General features: G+C 43.3%; 16 protein-coding genes, 1 tRNA gene and 1 other RNA gene. 15 read left to right on the top strand and 3 right to left on the bottom strand.

The features are described from left to right. Window positions 1-108: 108 nt before the first annotated feature. The gene (locus tag O3651_RS02245; protein ID WP_371609423.1) at window positions 109-2,310 is read right to left on the bottom strand and encodes an LTA synthase family protein; all 2,202 of its coding nucleotides are present in this window, start codon (window positions 2,308-2,310) and stop codon (window positions 109-111) included. 361 nt (window positions 2,311-2,671) lie between these two features. Here O3651_RS02245 and O3651_RS02250 point away from each other — a divergent pair, with 361 nt between their 5' ends. From O3651_RS02250 to O3651_RS02310, 13 genes are all read left to right on the top strand, one after another. Next, entirely contained in the window at window positions 2,672-3,835 is a 1,164-nt protein-coding gene (locus O3651_RS02250; protein ID WP_371609424.1) for a class I SAM-dependent rRNA methyltransferase, read from the top strand. Further along, window positions 3,832-4,509, top strand: coding sequence for a type I 3-dehydroquinate dehydratase (aroD, locus tag O3651_RS02255; RefSeq protein WP_371609425.1), 678 nt, complete (start codon window positions 3,832-3,834; stop codon window positions 4,507-4,509). Before O3651_RS02250 ends, aroD begins: the two co-directional genes overlap by 4 nt. Next, window positions 4,499-5,353 carry a shikimate dehydrogenase gene (locus O3651_RS02260; protein ID WP_371609426.1) on the top strand — a complete coding sequence of 285 codons (855 nt, stop codon included), beginning with the start codon at window positions 4,499-4,501 and terminating at the stop codon, window positions 5,351-5,353. Before aroD ends, O3651_RS02260 begins: the two co-directional genes overlap by 11 nt. Window positions 5,354-5,406: 53 nt before the next feature. Continuing rightward, window positions 5,407-6,474 (top strand): 3-dehydroquinate synthase, encoded by a 1,068-nt coding sequence (gene aroB, locus O3651_RS02265; protein ID WP_371609427.1) that lies wholly within the window; start codon window positions 5,407-5,409, stop codon window positions 6,472-6,474. An 89-nt stretch (window positions 6,475-6,563) separates the two neighbouring features. After that, on the top strand, window positions 6,564-7,730 hold the full coding sequence (gene aroC, locus O3651_RS02270; RefSeq protein ID WP_371609428.1) for a chorismate synthase: 1,167 nt from the start codon (window positions 6,564-6,566) through the stop codon (window positions 7,728-7,730). A gap of 16 nt (window positions 7,731-7,746) precedes the next feature. Then, window positions 7,747-8,853 carry a prephenate dehydrogenase gene (locus O3651_RS02275; protein ID WP_371609429.1) on the top strand — a complete coding sequence of 369 codons (1,107 nt, stop codon included), beginning with the start codon at window positions 7,747-7,749 and terminating at the stop codon, window positions 8,851-8,853. A gap of 18 nt (window positions 8,854-8,871) precedes the next feature. After that, complete coding sequence (locus O3651_RS02280; RefSeq protein ID WP_048765128.1) at window positions 8,872-9,207, top strand: YlbF/YmcA family competence regulator; 336 nt, start codon at window positions 8,872-8,874, stop codon at window positions 9,205-9,207. Window positions 9,208-9,454: 247 nt separating this feature from the next. After that, the gene (locus tag O3651_RS02285; RefSeq protein ID WP_371609430.1) at window positions 9,455-9,940 is read left to right on the top strand and encodes a thioesterase family protein; all 486 of its coding nucleotides are present in this window, start codon (window positions 9,455-9,457) and stop codon (window positions 9,938-9,940) included. Window positions 9,941-10,048: 108 nt separating this feature from the next. Continuing rightward, window positions 10,049-10,397: a transfer-messenger RNA gene (gene ssrA / locus O3651_RS02290) on the top strand. 27 nt (window positions 10,398-10,424) lie between these two features. After that, a complete protein-coding gene (locus tag O3651_RS02295; protein ID WP_371609431.1) occupies window positions 10,425-11,249 on the top strand; it encodes a DUF695 domain-containing protein in 825 nt (274 codons plus the stop codon). 38 nt (window positions 11,250-11,287) lie between these two features. Continuing rightward, window positions 11,288-11,375: transfer RNA gene (locus O3651_RS02300), tRNA-Ser, on the top strand. A gap of 210 nt (window positions 11,376-11,585) precedes the next feature. Then, the gene (locus tag O3651_RS02305; RefSeq protein ID WP_005590547.1) at window positions 11,586-11,966 is read left to right on the top strand and encodes a CidA/LrgA family protein; all 381 of its coding nucleotides are present in this window, start codon (window positions 11,586-11,588) and stop codon (window positions 11,964-11,966) included. Beyond that, the gene (locus O3651_RS02310) at window positions 11,959-12,654 is read left to right on the top strand and encodes an LrgB family protein (RefSeq protein WP_061422692.1); all 696 of its coding nucleotides are present in this window, start codon (window positions 11,959-11,961) and stop codon (window positions 12,652-12,654) included. Before O3651_RS02305 ends, O3651_RS02310 begins: the two co-directional genes overlap by 8 nt. Before the next feature lie 55 nt (window positions 12,655-12,709). Here the strand turns inward: O3651_RS02310 and O3651_RS02315 are convergent, their stop codons facing one another. Then, the gene (locus tag O3651_RS02315; RefSeq protein ID WP_371609432.1) at window positions 12,710-13,258 is read right to left on the bottom strand and encodes an NADPH-dependent FMN reductase; all 549 of its coding nucleotides are present in this window, start codon (window positions 13,256-13,258) and stop codon (window positions 12,710-12,712) included. 87 nt (window positions 13,259-13,345) lie between these two features. After that, window positions 13,346-13,792, bottom strand: coding sequence for a MarR family winged helix-turn-helix transcriptional regulator (locus O3651_RS02320; protein WP_371609433.1), 447 nt, complete (start codon window positions 13,790-13,792; stop codon window positions 13,346-13,348). 85 nt (window positions 13,793-13,877) lie between these two features. On the opposite strand from O3651_RS02320, the gene O3651_RS02325 reads away from it, so the two are divergent. Together O3651_RS02325 and O3651_RS02330 are read left to right on the top strand one after the other, a co-directional pair. Next, window positions 13,878-14,366, top strand: coding sequence for a DUF5590 domain-containing protein (locus tag O3651_RS02325; protein ID WP_371609434.1), 489 nt, complete (start codon window positions 13,878-13,880; stop codon window positions 14,364-14,366). Next, window positions 14,363-15,541, top strand: a complete 1,179-nt coding sequence (locus tag O3651_RS02330; protein ID WP_371609435.1) for a pyridoxal phosphate-dependent aminotransferase — start codon at window positions 14,363-14,365, stop codon at window positions 15,539-15,541. Before O3651_RS02325 ends, O3651_RS02330 begins: the two co-directional genes overlap by 4 nt. Window position 15,542 lies beyond the last annotated feature (1 nt).

Here is a 15,542-nt window from a genome sequence, read left to right on the forward strand (position 1 = left end):
AGACAGGCTTTGCAGCTTAAGTCTTCAATCTTTTTTTGTGCTTCAAAAAAAAAAAACTCTCCCTCAACATTTTTCAATGTTTTAGGAAGAGTTGAGTAGCCTCATAGATTAGGGACTGGCACTTGAACTGGAGGAGCTAGAAGAGCTGGAGGCCTCTCCGCTAGTTCCCTCTTCGCTACTAGTGCTAGAGTGAAATTGTTCTGGGTGAAGTACTCGATAACTTGGTGAATTAAAGAGATCCACAGAGGATACACCGCCACGTTTGGAATAAAGGCTAGTCGATTGATCACCTTTTTCTTTCTCAATGGCCTTGAGGGCTTTCAAAGAGTTGATGTAGTTGTAATCATCAGGATTGACTTTTCCTAGGTTATTGCCCGTATAAAAGCGGAATAGGTCCCCTGTCTGAATAGCATCGCTCATTTTCAGCTGTGTATTTGCGGCTGTTCGGATAGCTTCTAGTTCAGCCGTTGTTGACTCGTCTGGCAGAGTGATCTCCTCACCAGTTTGTGTGTTGTAAATGCGGCCGCTATAACTTGTGTATTTTGGTGTTACAAAGTTATTGGTTGAGCGGAAGGCCACGATTTGCTGGTGCTGAGGTGAGAGGAGGTCTTGCCCGACTTGGAGGTAATTTTTGGAGTCAATCCCCAATAAATGCTCCAAGGTTGGCAGCATATCGATTTGTCCGCCAAAGGTATCGATGATTTTTCCCTTTTCCATTCCAGGTATCACGACCATGTATGGCACTCTCTGCAACATGGCGTTGTCGTAACTAGACCATGTCTCAGAATTTTTATTGATCAGAGGTGCCAGAGCTGGATTACGGGAATTAGAAATTCCATAGTGGTCTCCGTAGAGGACAATGATTGAATTTTCATAGAGTCCAGCTTCTTTCAGGTAGTCAAAGAAGGCTTTGACAGCTGAGTCGAGGTAGTTTGCTGTTGCAAAATAGCCATTGATGGTTTCGTCTTTGGTATCTGCCAGTGGGAAACCAATCTCATCGCCAATCAGACTAGTGGTATAAGGATAGTGATTAGAGACGGTGATGTATTTGGCATAGAAAGGCTGCTGCAAATGTTCCAGATATTTGATGGAATCTTTGAACATAATTTTATCGTTCAAGCCATACTGGAAGGAGTTGGTCTCGTCTTGCTTGGTAAAGTAGGACGCATCGAAGAAATAATTATAACCCCATTGCTTGTAGGCTGTATTGCGGTTCCAGAAGCTACCTGTATTTCCATGGAAAACAGCAGATGTGTAGTCTCCATTTTTTGATAGGATAAAAGGTGCTGCTTGTTGGGTATTAGTACCGCCGTAGTTTACCATGAAGGAGCCTTGGTTGAGACCAAAGAGGCCTGTTTCAATCATGGTCTCAGCATCGGAAGTCTTTCCAGCCTTGACCTGGTTAAAGATGTTTGAAAAGGCTAAAGTAGAGTTGGAGTGGTAAAGGGAGTTAAGGAAAGGCGTAACTTCGTATTCCTTGCCCTCCATCTGTAGTTTATAATCAATCAGAAACTGCTGGAAGCTCTCTAGATGGACATAGATAACATTGCGACCTTTGGCAATGCCGTAGTATTCAGAGTTTGGCTCAGCATAGTGGGATTGGATATATTGTTGAACGGGTTCTAGATCCTTGGCAGAGGCTTTGGAACGCTCTTTATTAGCAGCATAGGTTTGATTGGCACTGTAGCCCAGGAAGGCAGGAAGACCAAGGGCGCGAACGACATAGTAATTTGAAAATCCGCGTGTCAGGAGCTCAGGACGATCAATTTCTGCTAGGAAAAGATTGACCGAAAAGAGCATCGCTGATAGGGACGTTACAGCAAAGCTAGCGCGGAAATTAAACCTACGATGATCCAAGCGGATATATTTTTTATAAAAAAGCCAGCCTAGAATGGGGAAATCAATGATATAGATAGCATCCCAAGGGCGGAAGAGTTCCATGGCTGCGGCTCCGAGACCTGCAGACACCTTACTGGAGGCCAACATGGTATTGACTGTCACAAAGTCGGTAAACTCACGGTAGTAGATGGAGTTTGAGACCAACCAGACAAAGAGCATGATGTAGATAGCCGTGCTGACACAATAAAAAATCTTCGTCGGCTTGATATAAAGAGCGAGTCCAATCAGTAAAAGTCCAATTGGGAAAGGGTTAATCAGAGCCAGAAAAATTTGATAGGCTCCTTGAATATCTAAATTAAAATCAACGGTATAAGCCCACATGGTTTTTAACCAATAAATCGTGAGCAAGCTCAAGACGAAACCGAGCCTTGTACTCATAAAATTGAGTAAATTCTTGGTTATTTTTTTCACAGAAAGATACTTCCTTGTCTTATTTCCTAAAAATTCTCTTCTTCTAAGTATATCACAATTTTTCAAGTTGAGGAAAAATTGAGGTGATTTAGTGTTTAGTTTATTTTATTTGTAAGGTAATTTAATAAGGGCAATCATTTCCTAGCTTCAGGATTGTTCGCAAGAATATCTAAAATTAAACTGGCTTTGTTTCATGATAGATAGTGGAAAGTAGGAGTAAGGAAGCTTGCTTGAAAGTCCGCCTGATAAAATAAATATTTAATATATAAAATGTTGAAAATTTCTTCTACTAAAACAAGTATTATTTGAAAATAATAAATATGCTTTGAGAATTTTCACAATATTTGGTATAATAATGCTTATGAAGAAACTTACTGTTAATAAACAGACAGAGGAAAAGTTGAGAAAAGGAATTTTAGTTCTAGATAAGAATGATTTTCTAACTCTTTCATTCACCGGTCAATGTGTGGAATTGCATAGTCAGCAGGGGAAGTTCTTGGGAACGGCTTATCTCTCCTTGCAAAATAAGGGACTTGGCTGGCTAATTTCCCATGCTAAGGTAGAGCTGAACTCCGCTTTCTTTCAGCATTTGTTTGAAAAAGCCAAAGACAAGCGTTTCTATTACCGTCATGCGGAGGATACGACAGCCTATCGCCTGTTTAACCAAGAAGGTGACGGTTTTGGCGGTTTTACGGTTGATATCTATGAGAAATACGCCGTTTTCTCTTGGTACAATTCCTTTGTTTTTTCAATTAAGGATCAGATAGTGGCTGCTTTCCAGCAGGTCTTTCCTGAGGTCGCTGGAGCTTATGAGAAGATTCGCTTCAAGGGCTTGGACTATGAGTCTGCCCATCTCTACGGAGCAGAAGCGCCAGCCTATTTTACGGTTTTGGAGAATGGCGTGCGCTATCAAGTCTTCATGAATGATGGCCTGATGACTGGGATTTTTCTGGACCAGCACGAGGTGCGGGGGAGTCTGGTTGACGGCTTAGCTAGCGGAAAAAGCCTGCTCAATATGTTTTCTTATACAGCAGCTTTCTCGGTGGCAGCTGCCATGGGCGGTGCCAGTCAAACAACTTCGGTGGATTTGGCCAAACGTAGCCGCGAGCTTTCCCAAGCGCATTTTGAAGCCAATGGATTGGATTTAGAGCCCCATCGTTTCGTGGTCATGGACGTCTTTGATTACTTCAAATACGCCAAGCGTCACGAATTGAAGTATGATGTAATTGTCCTAGATCCGCCGAGCTTTGCTCGCAATAAGAAACAGACCTTCTCTGTTGCGAAAGATTATCATCGTTTGGTGGCTCAGGCCTTGGAAATCTTGAGTCCGAAAGGAACATTGATCCTTTCGACCAACGCAGCTAATGTTTCTAAAAGTAAGTTTAAAAAAGAAATTGAAAAAGGATTTGCAGGAGTCCCTCACCGCTATCTGGCGGAATATGGTCTACCAGCAGACTTTGTATACAATAAGAAAGATGAGAATAGTAATTACCTCAAGGTCTTTACTATTAAGGTGGACAAATGAAATTAGTCGTTTCAATCATGCCCAGAAGTTTAGAAGAGGCTAAAGCAATTGATGTGAGTCGTTATGATGATGCTGACATTATCGAATGGCGCGCGGACTTTTTGCCGAAAGAGAGCATTCTCAACGTTGCTCCTGCTATTTTCGAGAAATTTGCTGGCCGTGAATTGCTCTTCACGCTGCGAAGTCGCGGAGAAGGTGGCGAAATTGAACTGTCAGATGATGAATATGTTACTCTTATCAAAGAAGTAGCTAATTTTTATTCGCCAGACTATGTTGATTTTGAATACTATTCGCATAAAGATAAATTTGAAGAAATGCTCGAGTTTCCAAATTTAGTTCTCAGCTATCATAATTTTGAGGAAACGCCTGAAAATATGATGGAAATTTTGTCAGAATTGACGAGTTTGGCACCAAAAGTGGTCAAAGTTTCTGTTATGGCTCACAATGAGCAGGATGTGTTGGATCTGATGAACTACACTCGTGGATTTAAGATTTTGAATCCTGAACAAGAGTATGTAACGATTTCTATGGGAAAAGTCGGAAAGATTTCTCGCTTAGCTGCAGATTTGACAGGTTCGAGCTGGTCTTTTGCCAGCGTTGAACAGCCGAGTTCACCAGGTCAGGTTTCCCTCGCAAACATGAAGGTTGTTCGGGAGATTTTAAATGAAAATTGATGGCCATACTCGTCTAGCTGCAGTGGTTGCTAAGCCGATTAAGCATAGCATTTCACCATTTATTCATAATACAGCCTTTGAGAAGACTGCTGTCAATGGTGTCTACCTTGCTTTGGAAATTGAAGCAGAGGATTTAGAAGCGACCGTTGCTAATATCCGAAGGTATAATATGTTTGGGATAAATTTGTCAATGCCCTACAAGCAGGAAGTCATCCAATATCTTGATGAATTGGCTCCCAGTGCCCGTCTTATCGGGGCTGTGAATACAGTGGTGAATAAAAATGGTACATTGATAGGATATAATACGGATGGCAAGGGATTTTTTAAGAGCTTGCCGTCTTTTGCTATTCAGGGCAAAAAAATGACCATTTTGGGTGCAGGCGGAGCAGCGACAGCGATTATTGCTCAAGCAGCTTTGGATCAGGCAGAGGAAATCTTTGTCTTTACTCGGCAGACTTCCTTTGCTAATACTGTCAGTAAGATGGCAGTTATCAGCCGCCAGACTAAGAATAGGATTCATGTTTTGAACTTAGAAGACTTGGCTACCTTGCAGGATAAAATTAACCAGTCAGATCTTCTGGTCAATGGAACAAGTGTGGGTATGGATGGCAAGACTTTGCCATTAGCAGAAAGTGTTCAGCTGCCGAGCCAGATTTTAGTTGCGGATGTGATTTATAAACCTTTTGAAACACCTTTTTTAAAGTGGGCTCGAAGTCAGAAGGTAGTGGCAGTGAATGGTCTGGGTATGTTGCTTTATCAGGCCGCAGAAGCTTTTGAGCTTTGGACAGGACAACCCATGCCTTGTCAGGAAATTTGGCAGCAGTTGGAAGCTCTGTATAAATAGTTACTCGTACTCAACTCCTCTATGGTTGGAGCAGGAAAAACAAGGAGGCGCTTATGAAATTGAATGTAAATCTCCCCCATCATCCCTACGATATTTTCATCGAAAAGGGGGCTTTGTCTCAGGCTGGCAGCTGGCTGAGTCAGCTTTGGCAGCCTCAGAAAGTAGTCATCATCACGGACAATCGAGTCGCTCGACTCTATGCGGAAAAGGTCAAGCTGAGCTTAGAAGCGGCTGGTTTTGAGGCCTTTGTCTTTGACTTTTTGGAGGGCGAAGCCAGCAAGAACTTAAAGACTGTCAACAAAGCCTATGAATTCTTGGTCAAGGTTGGTCTGACCCGTAGTGATGGCATTGTAGCCTTGGGTGGTGGCGTTGTTGGTGATTTGGCAGGCTTTGTTGCTTCGACCTACATGCGGGGGATTCATTTCGTGCAGATTCCGACCAGTCTGACAGCCCAAGTGGACTCCTCAATCGGTGGTAAGACAGGCGTCAATACACCTTGGGCCAAGAATATGGTCGGAACTTTTACCCAGCCTGACGGGGTTCTGATTGATCCAGAAGTCTTGCATACTTTAGGTCAGCGGGAACTGATCGAAGGTATGGGTGAGGTGGTCAAGTACGGCTTGATTGAGGATAAGGAACTCTGGGATGAGCTGTCAGAAATGGATGGCAGCCCAGAGTCGATTTTGGAGCATGCGGAGAGCATCATCTACCATTCCTGCGATGTCAAGCGTAAGATTGTGGTCGAGGACGAGCTGGATAATGGCGTCCGCCTCTATCTGAATTTCGGTCATACTATTGGGCATGCTATTGAAGCGACGGCGGGCTATGGGAAGGTTATGCATGGTGAAGCTGTGGCGATTGGCATGGTACAGGTTTCCCGCGTCGCTGAAAAGCAAGGCCTTATGCCAGCCGGAATTACAGAAGACATCATCAGTATGTGTCAGAAGTTTGGCTTGCCGGTAGATTACCAGCCTTGGGATGAGAATGCACTCTATCAGGCCCTGACCCATGATAAGAAAGCTAGAGGCAACTCTATCAAACTAGTACTGGTGCCTGAGCTGGGTTCGGCTAGCATTCACCAGATTCCGCTGGAAGAGATGAAAGAATTTCTGAAGAAATAAGTGCCAGATGGAGTTTAAGACGATTGGACGGTTTTGATGAAAAAAGACAGGACGTCCAGTTTTTCCATCCCAGAAATAGGAGAAAATGTATGAGATATTTAACAGCAGGAGAATCGCACGGACCTCGTCTGACAGCTATTATTGAGGGAGTGCCGGCTGGTCTTCCTTTGACCGCTGACTATATCAATGCTGAGCTCAAGCGACGCCAGGGTGGTTACGGTCGCGGTGCCCGCATGAAGATTGAAAGCGATCAAGTCGAGATTACGTCTGGGGTTCGCCATGGCCTGACCATGGGCGGTCCGATTACTCTCAATGTCACGAATCTGGATCATCAAAAGTGGCTGGAGATTATGAGCGCAGCAGATGTGGATGAAAAGAAAAAAGGACTGCGCAAGATTACCAAACCACGCCCTGGACATGCGGACTTGGTTGGTGGTATGAAATACCGCTTTGACGATTTACGAAATTCACTGGAGCGTTCTTCTGCCCGCGAAACGACCATGCGTGTAGCAGTTGGAGCAGTAGCCAAGCGTTTGCTGGAAGAAATCGGTGTAGAGGTAACCAGCCATATCGTAACCTTTGGTGGTATCGATATTGATGTACCGAATAATCTAACTGTAGCAGAAATCAAGGAAAAAGCTGCCCAGTCAGAGGTTTCCATTGTCAATCCCGAGCGCGAAGAAGAAATCAAGGCCTACATTGATCAAATTAAGAAAGACGGGGATACCATCGGTGGTGTCATTGAGACTGTCGTTGGTGGTGTGCCGGTTGGTCTGGGCTCCTATGTCCAATGGGACAAGAAGCTGGATGCCAAGATTGCTCAAGGAGTCGTGTCCATCAACGCTTTCAAGGGAGTTGAGTTTGGCGTGGGCTTTGAAGCTGGTCGTCTCAAGGGCAGTCAAGTCATGGATGAAATCCTTTGGTCTGAGGAAGATGGCTTCACTCGCAGAACCAATAATCTAGGCGGCTTTGAGGGCGGTATGACCAATGGTCAGCCAATCGTGGTGCGAGGTGTCATGAAGCCCATTCCAACCCTTTACAAGCCACTGATGAGCGTGGATATTGAGACCCACGAGCCTTATAAGGCGACAGTGGAGCGGAGCGATCCAACGGCTCTGCCAGCAGCGGGTGTAGTCATGGAAAGCGTGGTGGCAACAGTTTTAGCCACTGAAGTTCTGGAGAAGTTCTCTTCGGACAATCTGGAAGAACTGAAGGATGCGGTAGCTCGCCATCGGGAATTTGTCAAGAACTTTTAGAAGTAAGGAGAAGGGCATGGAGAGAAAAACAGTCTATATCGCAGGTCTGGGACTGATTGGAGCTTCTTTGACTCTGGGTATCAGGAGAGCTCATCCTGAGATAGAGATTCTTGGTTATAATCGAAGTGAAGAATCGCGTAGAGTTGCCTTGGAACGTGGAATGGTAGACCGGGTAACGGATGATTTTGCCGCCTTTGCTTCATTGGCTGATGTGATTATTCTGGCTGTGCCCATCAAGCAGACCATAGCATTTATAAAGGACTTAGCGGAGCTGAACCTGAAGGAAAATGTTATCATCTCAGATGCTGGCTCAACCAAGGCTGAGATTGTGGCAGCTGCAGAAAAGTACCTGCAGAATAAGCCCGTCCGCTTTGTCGGAGCTCACCCGATGGCCGGAAGTCACAAGACAGGAGCCAAGGCTGCTCATGTCAATTTATTTGAAAATGCCTATTATATCTTCACCCCCTCTAATCTGACTAAGCCAGGTACGCTTGAGGAAATGAAAGACTTGCTGAGTGGTCTTCATGCCCGTTTTATCCAGGTGGATGCAGCTGAGCACGACCGAGTGACCAGTCAAATCAGTCATTTTCCGCATATCCTAGCCTCCAGCCTTATGGAGCAAGCGGCAGCTTATAGCCAGGAGCATGAGCTGACCCAGTCTTTTGCAGCCGGTGGTTTTCGAGATATGACACGGATTGCGGAGAGCGAGCCAGGGATGTGGACCTCTATCCTATTAACAAATCCTCAAGCCATTTTGGAGCGGCTGGAAGATTTTAAAGACCAGTTAGACAAGGTTGCCGCAGCGATTGAGGCCAAGGACGAGAACGCTATCTGGGAATTTTTTGACCGAGGACGGCAGAGCCGCAAGCAAATGGAAATTCATAAGCGAGCGGGTGTGGACAGCTTTTATGACCTCTTTATTGAAGTTCCTGACGAAGAAGATGCGATATTGGGTATTTTGGAGCTTCTGCGCGGAATTTCGGTCGTCAATATTCGAATCAACGAGGAAAACCGTGAAGATATCAACGGTATTCTGCAAATTACCTTTAAAAATCGTAAAGATTTGGAAAAATCTGCTAAAATAGTAAAAGAAAATACGGATTACCTAGTGTCCGTAGACTAATATAGATTGGAGAACTCTATGTCAAATATTTATGATTTAGCCAATGAACTCAGCCGAGGACTTCGCGAAATGCCAGAATACAAAGCTGTGGTAGAAAGCAAGCAGGCTATCAATGCGGATAGTGAAGCCAAGGCTATTTTTGATGACTACCTAGCTTTCCAGAAAGAGCTGCAGCAACTGGCTCAAACAGGTCAAATGCCGACTCCAGACATTCAGGAAAAAATGCAGAGTTTTGGAGATAAAATCCAAGGCAATGATTTATTATCAGCTTTCTTTAATAAGCAACAACAACTCTCTATCTACTTGTCTGATATTGAACGGATTATTTTTGAACCGATTCAGGAACTATTTTAATAGAAGAGGTTATAAAATTAGAGGAAACCAAGAAGCCATATCGGGCCTTCTTGGTTTTTCTATGCTTTAGAAAGGCTATTAAGGCTGAAAATGAGTATTTTTAATTCAAGAAAGAGGTAGAAAACTTATAAAATCAGATTATAGCAACAATTAAAATATATTGGCCTTGCTTTCTATTTACTATTGCTCCAAAGGCTGATATACTAATCAAAAAACGCTTACAATCTGATTTTTGAAAGGAACTGGTATGGCTTTAGAAACAAGAAAGATTGCTATTCAAGATACATATGGCGACCGATTTCAACATTGCTGGGGTTGTGGCCCGAAAAATGAGCTAGGCCTGCATTTAAAGACTTATCCTAGCTTGGATGGGAAGGAATGTGTCACTAGAATACGACCAGAATCTCACTATACTGGTGGTGTACCAGCCAATCTATTTGGTGGCATGATTGCTATGATTTTTGATTGCCATGGAACGGCTTCAGCAGCTTGGTTTGCCCATCAAGAAAAAGGCTTGGACTTGACTCAAGATACAGTCATTGGACGCTTTATCACAGCCCGCTTAGAAGTTGATTACCAGAGCCCGACGCCTATTGATCAGGAAATCATCGTCACTTCGCGGCTTGAGGAGTTGGGAGCAAGGAAAGCTATAATAGTGATGGAGATGTCGGTAGCAGGACAGCCAAGAGCCAAGGCTAAAATGGTAGCAGTTGCAGTGAAAGATCATATGTAGTCAAATTCCCTTGGTGCCTTATATCAAGGGAATTTTAGCATATTTTGAGTAATTTTATCTTGATTTTTGCAATTAGGACATTATTTTGGTATAATAGTTACTTGTCTTGGGGTCGTTACGGATTCGACAGGCATTATGCGGCACATTTTGCGACTCATCTAGCGGATGTAAAACGCCAGTTAAATATAACTGCAAAAAATAACAATTCTTACGCTTTAGCTGCCTAAAAAACAGCCAGCGTGACCTGATTCGGATTGCTTGTGTCTGATGACCGGTCTTATTATGAGCAAGCTACGGTAAAATCAAGTCTAGGGATTTTATAAGAGATTGATAGACTCGCTTAGTTTGGGCTTGAGCCATGTGTCAAAGCTGAGTTAAATGAAGACATGGCCTATGGTCGTAGACAAATGTGTTGGCAGGTGTTTGGACGTGGGTTCGACTCCCACCGGCTCCATAGGGATATGTAAATGAGGTTTTTGATGATATGAGTTTTTTTGGAAAAATCTTAGGGAAGAGTCAAGATAGTCATCTACCCATTGCGGAAGTTTCTGTTGATTTAGAGAATCTTCCGAATGAATGGGGCTCTTTTTCGACCCTTATTGATGACCGAATGGCTAGTATCCGTCTAAATTTAGCGTTGAATTCTATCGCTCCCTATCCATCCTATACTTATGCACTACGTTTGAGAATTGCTATTTTGAACGTTGATCCAGAAACAGGTTTTCCAGATTATGACGAATTTTCTGATTTGAACCTCATCGAAGATCGTCTTTCAGAAGCGATGAAGCGCATTGCGGCTATCTATGTCGGAGTAGTCATCACAGATGGTCATATAGAATTTTATTACTATTTGAAAGATAGAGAGCGGCACATGCCGATTATTGCTCAAGTAATGGAGCAATTTTCGAAATATCAATATAGTTCAGCTACCTTGGTGGATCCTGACTGGAAACAATACTTTGACTTCTTGTATCCAAATGAATATGAGTACCAATCTATTTTAAACCAGCGTATCTGGTATCGTCTAGAAAAAGAAGGGGACGACCATAGTCAACTACGGGAAATCAGGCATCAGTTTAGTTTTGAGACTTACGATGATCGTGTTTCCTTTATGGGGGATGCCTCTGCTCTTGATTATAATATTTCTTCTAAGAAAAAAGAAGAAGGCGATCCTCGACCTTACAAACTGGAAATATCACGATTCGATACTGCAGAGCTCCATAGTATTAATCAACAGGTTTGGGAATTAATAGAAATTTCGAAAAAATATAACGGAAAGTATAGCGGCTGGAGCTGCAATGTGGTATAATGGATAAAGTTTTGAGAAAGCAAGTCTTTCTCTTGTATGGAAGATTACTCAAGAGGCTTAAGAGGCTGTGTTGGAAACGCAGTAGGCGTGTAAAAGCGTGCGTGGGTTCGAATCCCATGTCTTCCGTTGTATTTCAAGAAGCGCCTAAAGGCGTTTTTTTGATAGCAGGACGAAGAACGATAATCACTTTGTTTAATGCTAGACCCGCAGAAGATAGAAGTGAGGATAGTATGCAAGCAATCAGATGGATTCGTTTCCATCTTTTTTATTTGAGAAAAACCTTGAAATTTTTCTGAAAAAGAGTAAACTGTACATAGAAAGTTTTGGAGGTTTTGCATGAAGTTATATGTCCAGTTGATGATTATTTTCTCGATTTCCATCATTGGAGAGGGGATATCAAGTGTCTTCCATCTTCCAATTCCAGGTAGTATTATCGGCTTGATCTTGCTGTTTCTTGCTTTGCAGTTTAAGTTATTGCGGCTCCGCCATGTCAGTATGGTCGGCAACTTCCTGTTAGCCAATATGACTATTCTTTTTCTGCCGCCAGCGGTTGGTATTATGGATAAATTCCATGTGATTGCTCCTTATCTGCTACCGATTATCTTGATTATTCTTGGTGCCATTGTTTTAAATGTGATCGTCATTGCCCTTGTCGTACAATTCATCAAGCAGCATTTTGAAGGCGATTATGAGGAAGGAGGGATGGATCATGTCTAATCTATGGAGTAACCCGCTATTTGGCCTCGCCTTGTCCATTTTGGCCTACCTCATCGGGATGCTGATTTTCCGCAGATTTCCTCATCCTTTGACAACGCCTCTCCTTTTAGCAGCGATTTTGGTCATTGCCTTTTTGAAATTAACGGGAATTTCTTATAAGGACTACTATGTCGGTGGGGCTTATTTGAACAATTTAATCGTACCGTCTACGGTTGCTTTAGGAATTCCGCTTTATAAAACCTTCCACCTGATGAAACACCACGCTCGCAGTATCCTGCTAGGGACCTTTGTGGCTGTAGTGGTCAATACGACTTTCACAGCGCTGCTTGCAAAATTCTTTGGGATGGACTTCTTTTTAGCGATTTCCCTATTCCCAAAATCTGTCACAACAGCGATGGCAGTAGGAATTACTGATAAAATGCAGGGCTTGACAACTGTTACCTTGGTGGTTGTTGTAGCGACAGGTATTTTGACAAGTGTCATGGGACCGACTATTCTTAAACTGCTGAAAATTAAGGATCCAGTAGCAGTTGGCTTGGCCTTAGGTGGCACGGGGCATGCAGTTGGTACAGGAACAGCTTTCAAATATGGACATGTTGCTGGAGCCATGGCAGGTCTTGCAATCGGAGTGACAGGGATCATGTATGTGATTGTCAGTCCAATCGTCGCAGCCATTATCTTAAAATAAAAAAAACATGAAGAAGTATTTCTCGGAAATCTTGCTTCATGTTTTTCATTTTATCTTAGTGGATAGCTGCTAGGAGGGCATCTGCTTGGGCAGAAAGCTCGGCAAGCTTGTCTTCTGAAAGGACTAATTGGCCAGTTCCCCAAGCTTCTGGGTTGATACCGACACCAGTAAATTGGTCAACCACATTCATGCGAATAAATGGAAGGAGGCTACGGTAGTGCTTGAAGACTTCTTCAGGTGAAGTGCCGTTAGCAACAGATGAAACAGTCACCACTTTGGCATTGAGGGCAGAAGGGCCGCTTGGGTCTGACAAATCAAGTGCGCGTGAAGTCCAGTCGAGCAAGTTTTTTACAACGCCTGGGATAGCCCAGTTGTAGACAGGTGAGAAGATCCAGATAGCATCAGCTGCAAGGATTTCTTCACGAACCTTGGCAACAGCAGCTGGAGCTGGACTTTCGAGGTCTTGGTTAAAGAATGGTACATCCTTGTAATCAAGATAAGATACCTCAGCTTTACCAGCTAGAGCTTTTTCTGCTTGTGCTGCCAACTGATGATTGAATGAACCTTGACGAAGTGAGCCAACAATAAATAGTACTTTAGACATAAATGTGTCCTCCATTTTATCTTTATTTAAGAGGTACCCCTCTTGTTACTATCTATGTTACAACAATTGTCACTAATTAGCAATAATTTAGCTCAGCTTTTTGAAAGTTTTTAAAATCCGTACCAAATCTTCTTTGTCGTTTTGGGAGAGGTGGGCAGTCATGTGGCGGATATTGGCGATGTGCTCTGGCAAGACAGCCTCGATTTTTTTCTGACCTTGAGCGGTTAGTTGGATGAGGAAGGAGCGGCGATCATTGGGATCGCAGCTACGACTAATCCAGCCATCTCTTTCCATGTTTTTGATAACGACCGTCATATTTCCCGATGTAGCCAGCATGCTATCAATCAAATCTTGAATCCGCAGTTCTCCTTTACTATATAAGGTTTCCAAGACGGAAAATTGGGTAGGCGTCAAATTGTGCTTTTTAAAAATTTGAGCTTCGAGATTACGAATGGTGCGCTCCGCCTTATGAAGAACGATAATTGTCTTGAGGTCAAGTAGAGTCTCGTTATCTAGGTTTTCAGTTATTTTCATAGCAATATTTTATCAATAAGTAGTAATAAATGCAAATGTAATAAAAGTCCTAGAAAAATCAGGCTATTTGTAGTATAATGATTCAGTGAAACCTAAAATTAAAGAAAGGACTAAATTTCCTATAAGGCACTATGCCATCGGGCTTTTCCTCGTCCTCACGGCGTTTGTTTTTTCATTTTTTACGATCTTGCACCTTGCTATCAAGCCTTGGCAGTCAGCCAAGGAAGGCTCTCAAAAAATCGCTAAGGAATATGCAGATTTGGAAAGTCTGACAAGCTTTTCGATTTACAATGGCAAAGAGTCCTACTATAGCTTGATTGGGACAAATAGTAAAAAAGAGGAAGAAGCTGTTCTGATTTCCAAAAATTCCAACAAAATCTATGTTTATCGCTTGCAAGATGGAATGGGTCAGGCAGAGGCAGAGCAAGTAGCCAAGAAAAATGGAGCGACCTCTATTGACAAGACTACTTTTGGTTACTTTGACGGTCAGCCTGTTTGGGAAATTAAGTCTGGAAGCACTTATTACAATATCGGATTTGAAAGCAAGACATTGCTCAGCAAGGAGGGGCTATGAAATTATCCAATCGTGTTTTAAATATGGAAGAAAGTGTGACTTTGGCGGCGGCAGCCAGAGCGAAAGCTTTAAAGGCTGAAGGCAGGGATATCCTTTCTTTGACCTTGGGAGAACCGGATTTTCCGACGCCTAAGAATATTCAGCAAGCAGCGATGGCAGCGATTGAAGATGGCAGAGCCAGTTTTTATACGGTAACAAGTGGCCTGCCTGAGCTGAAAGCAGCAGTTGTAGACTATTTTGCCAAGTATTATGGCTATGAGATTCAGCCAAATCAAGTAACAGTAGCAACGGGTGCTAAGTTCACTCTATACACCTTCTTTATGAGCGTGATTGATCCAGGGGATGAAGTCATCATTCCGACGCCTTATTGGGTCAGCTATGCCGATCAGATCTTGATGGCTGAAGGAAAGCCTGTTTTTGCTCAAGCGACAGAGGAAAACAACTTTAAGGTGACAGTTGCCCAGCTGGAAGCCGTCCGCACTGAGAAGACCAAGGTCTTGGTTCTGAACTCGCCGTCCAATCCGACTGGTATGATTTATACAGCAGAAGAGCTGCTAGCTATCGGAAACTGGGCTGTTGAGCATGATATCCTGATCTTAGCTGACGATATTTATGGTCGTTTAGTTTACAATGGTAATAAGTTTACGCCGATTTCCAGTCTGTCAGAGGAAATTCGCAAGCAAACGGTCGTCATCAATGGGGTTTCTAAGAGCTACTCTATGACGGGCTGGCGGATTGGCTATGCTGTAGGGGAGCCTGAAATTATCTCAGCCATGAGCAAGGTTGCAGGGCAAACGACTTCTAATCCGACAGCGGTGGCGCAATATGCGGCCATTGAAGCCTTGACGGGTAGTCAGGATACGGTCGAAAATATGAGATTGGCCTTTGAAGAACGCCTGAATACTATTTACCCCTTGCTGGCTCAAGTGCCTGGTTTTGAAGTCGTCAAACCTCAGGGAGCCTTTTACCTCTTCCCAAATGTTAAAAAAGCGATGGAAATGAAAGGCTATACCGATGTTACAGCCTTTACCACAGCGATTTTAGAAGAAGTAGGAGTTGCTTTGGTGACAGGGGATGGATTTGGTGCGCCAGAAAATGTCCGCCTCAGCTATGCGACTGATATGGATACACTAAAAGAAGCGGTTCAACGTCTCAAGGATTTCATGGAGAAGTAGG

This window comes from Streptococcus sp. 27098_8_73 (genome assembly GCF_041432495.1).
Taxonomy (GTDB): domain Bacteria; phylum Bacillota; class Bacilli; order Lactobacillales; family Streptococcaceae; genus Streptococcus.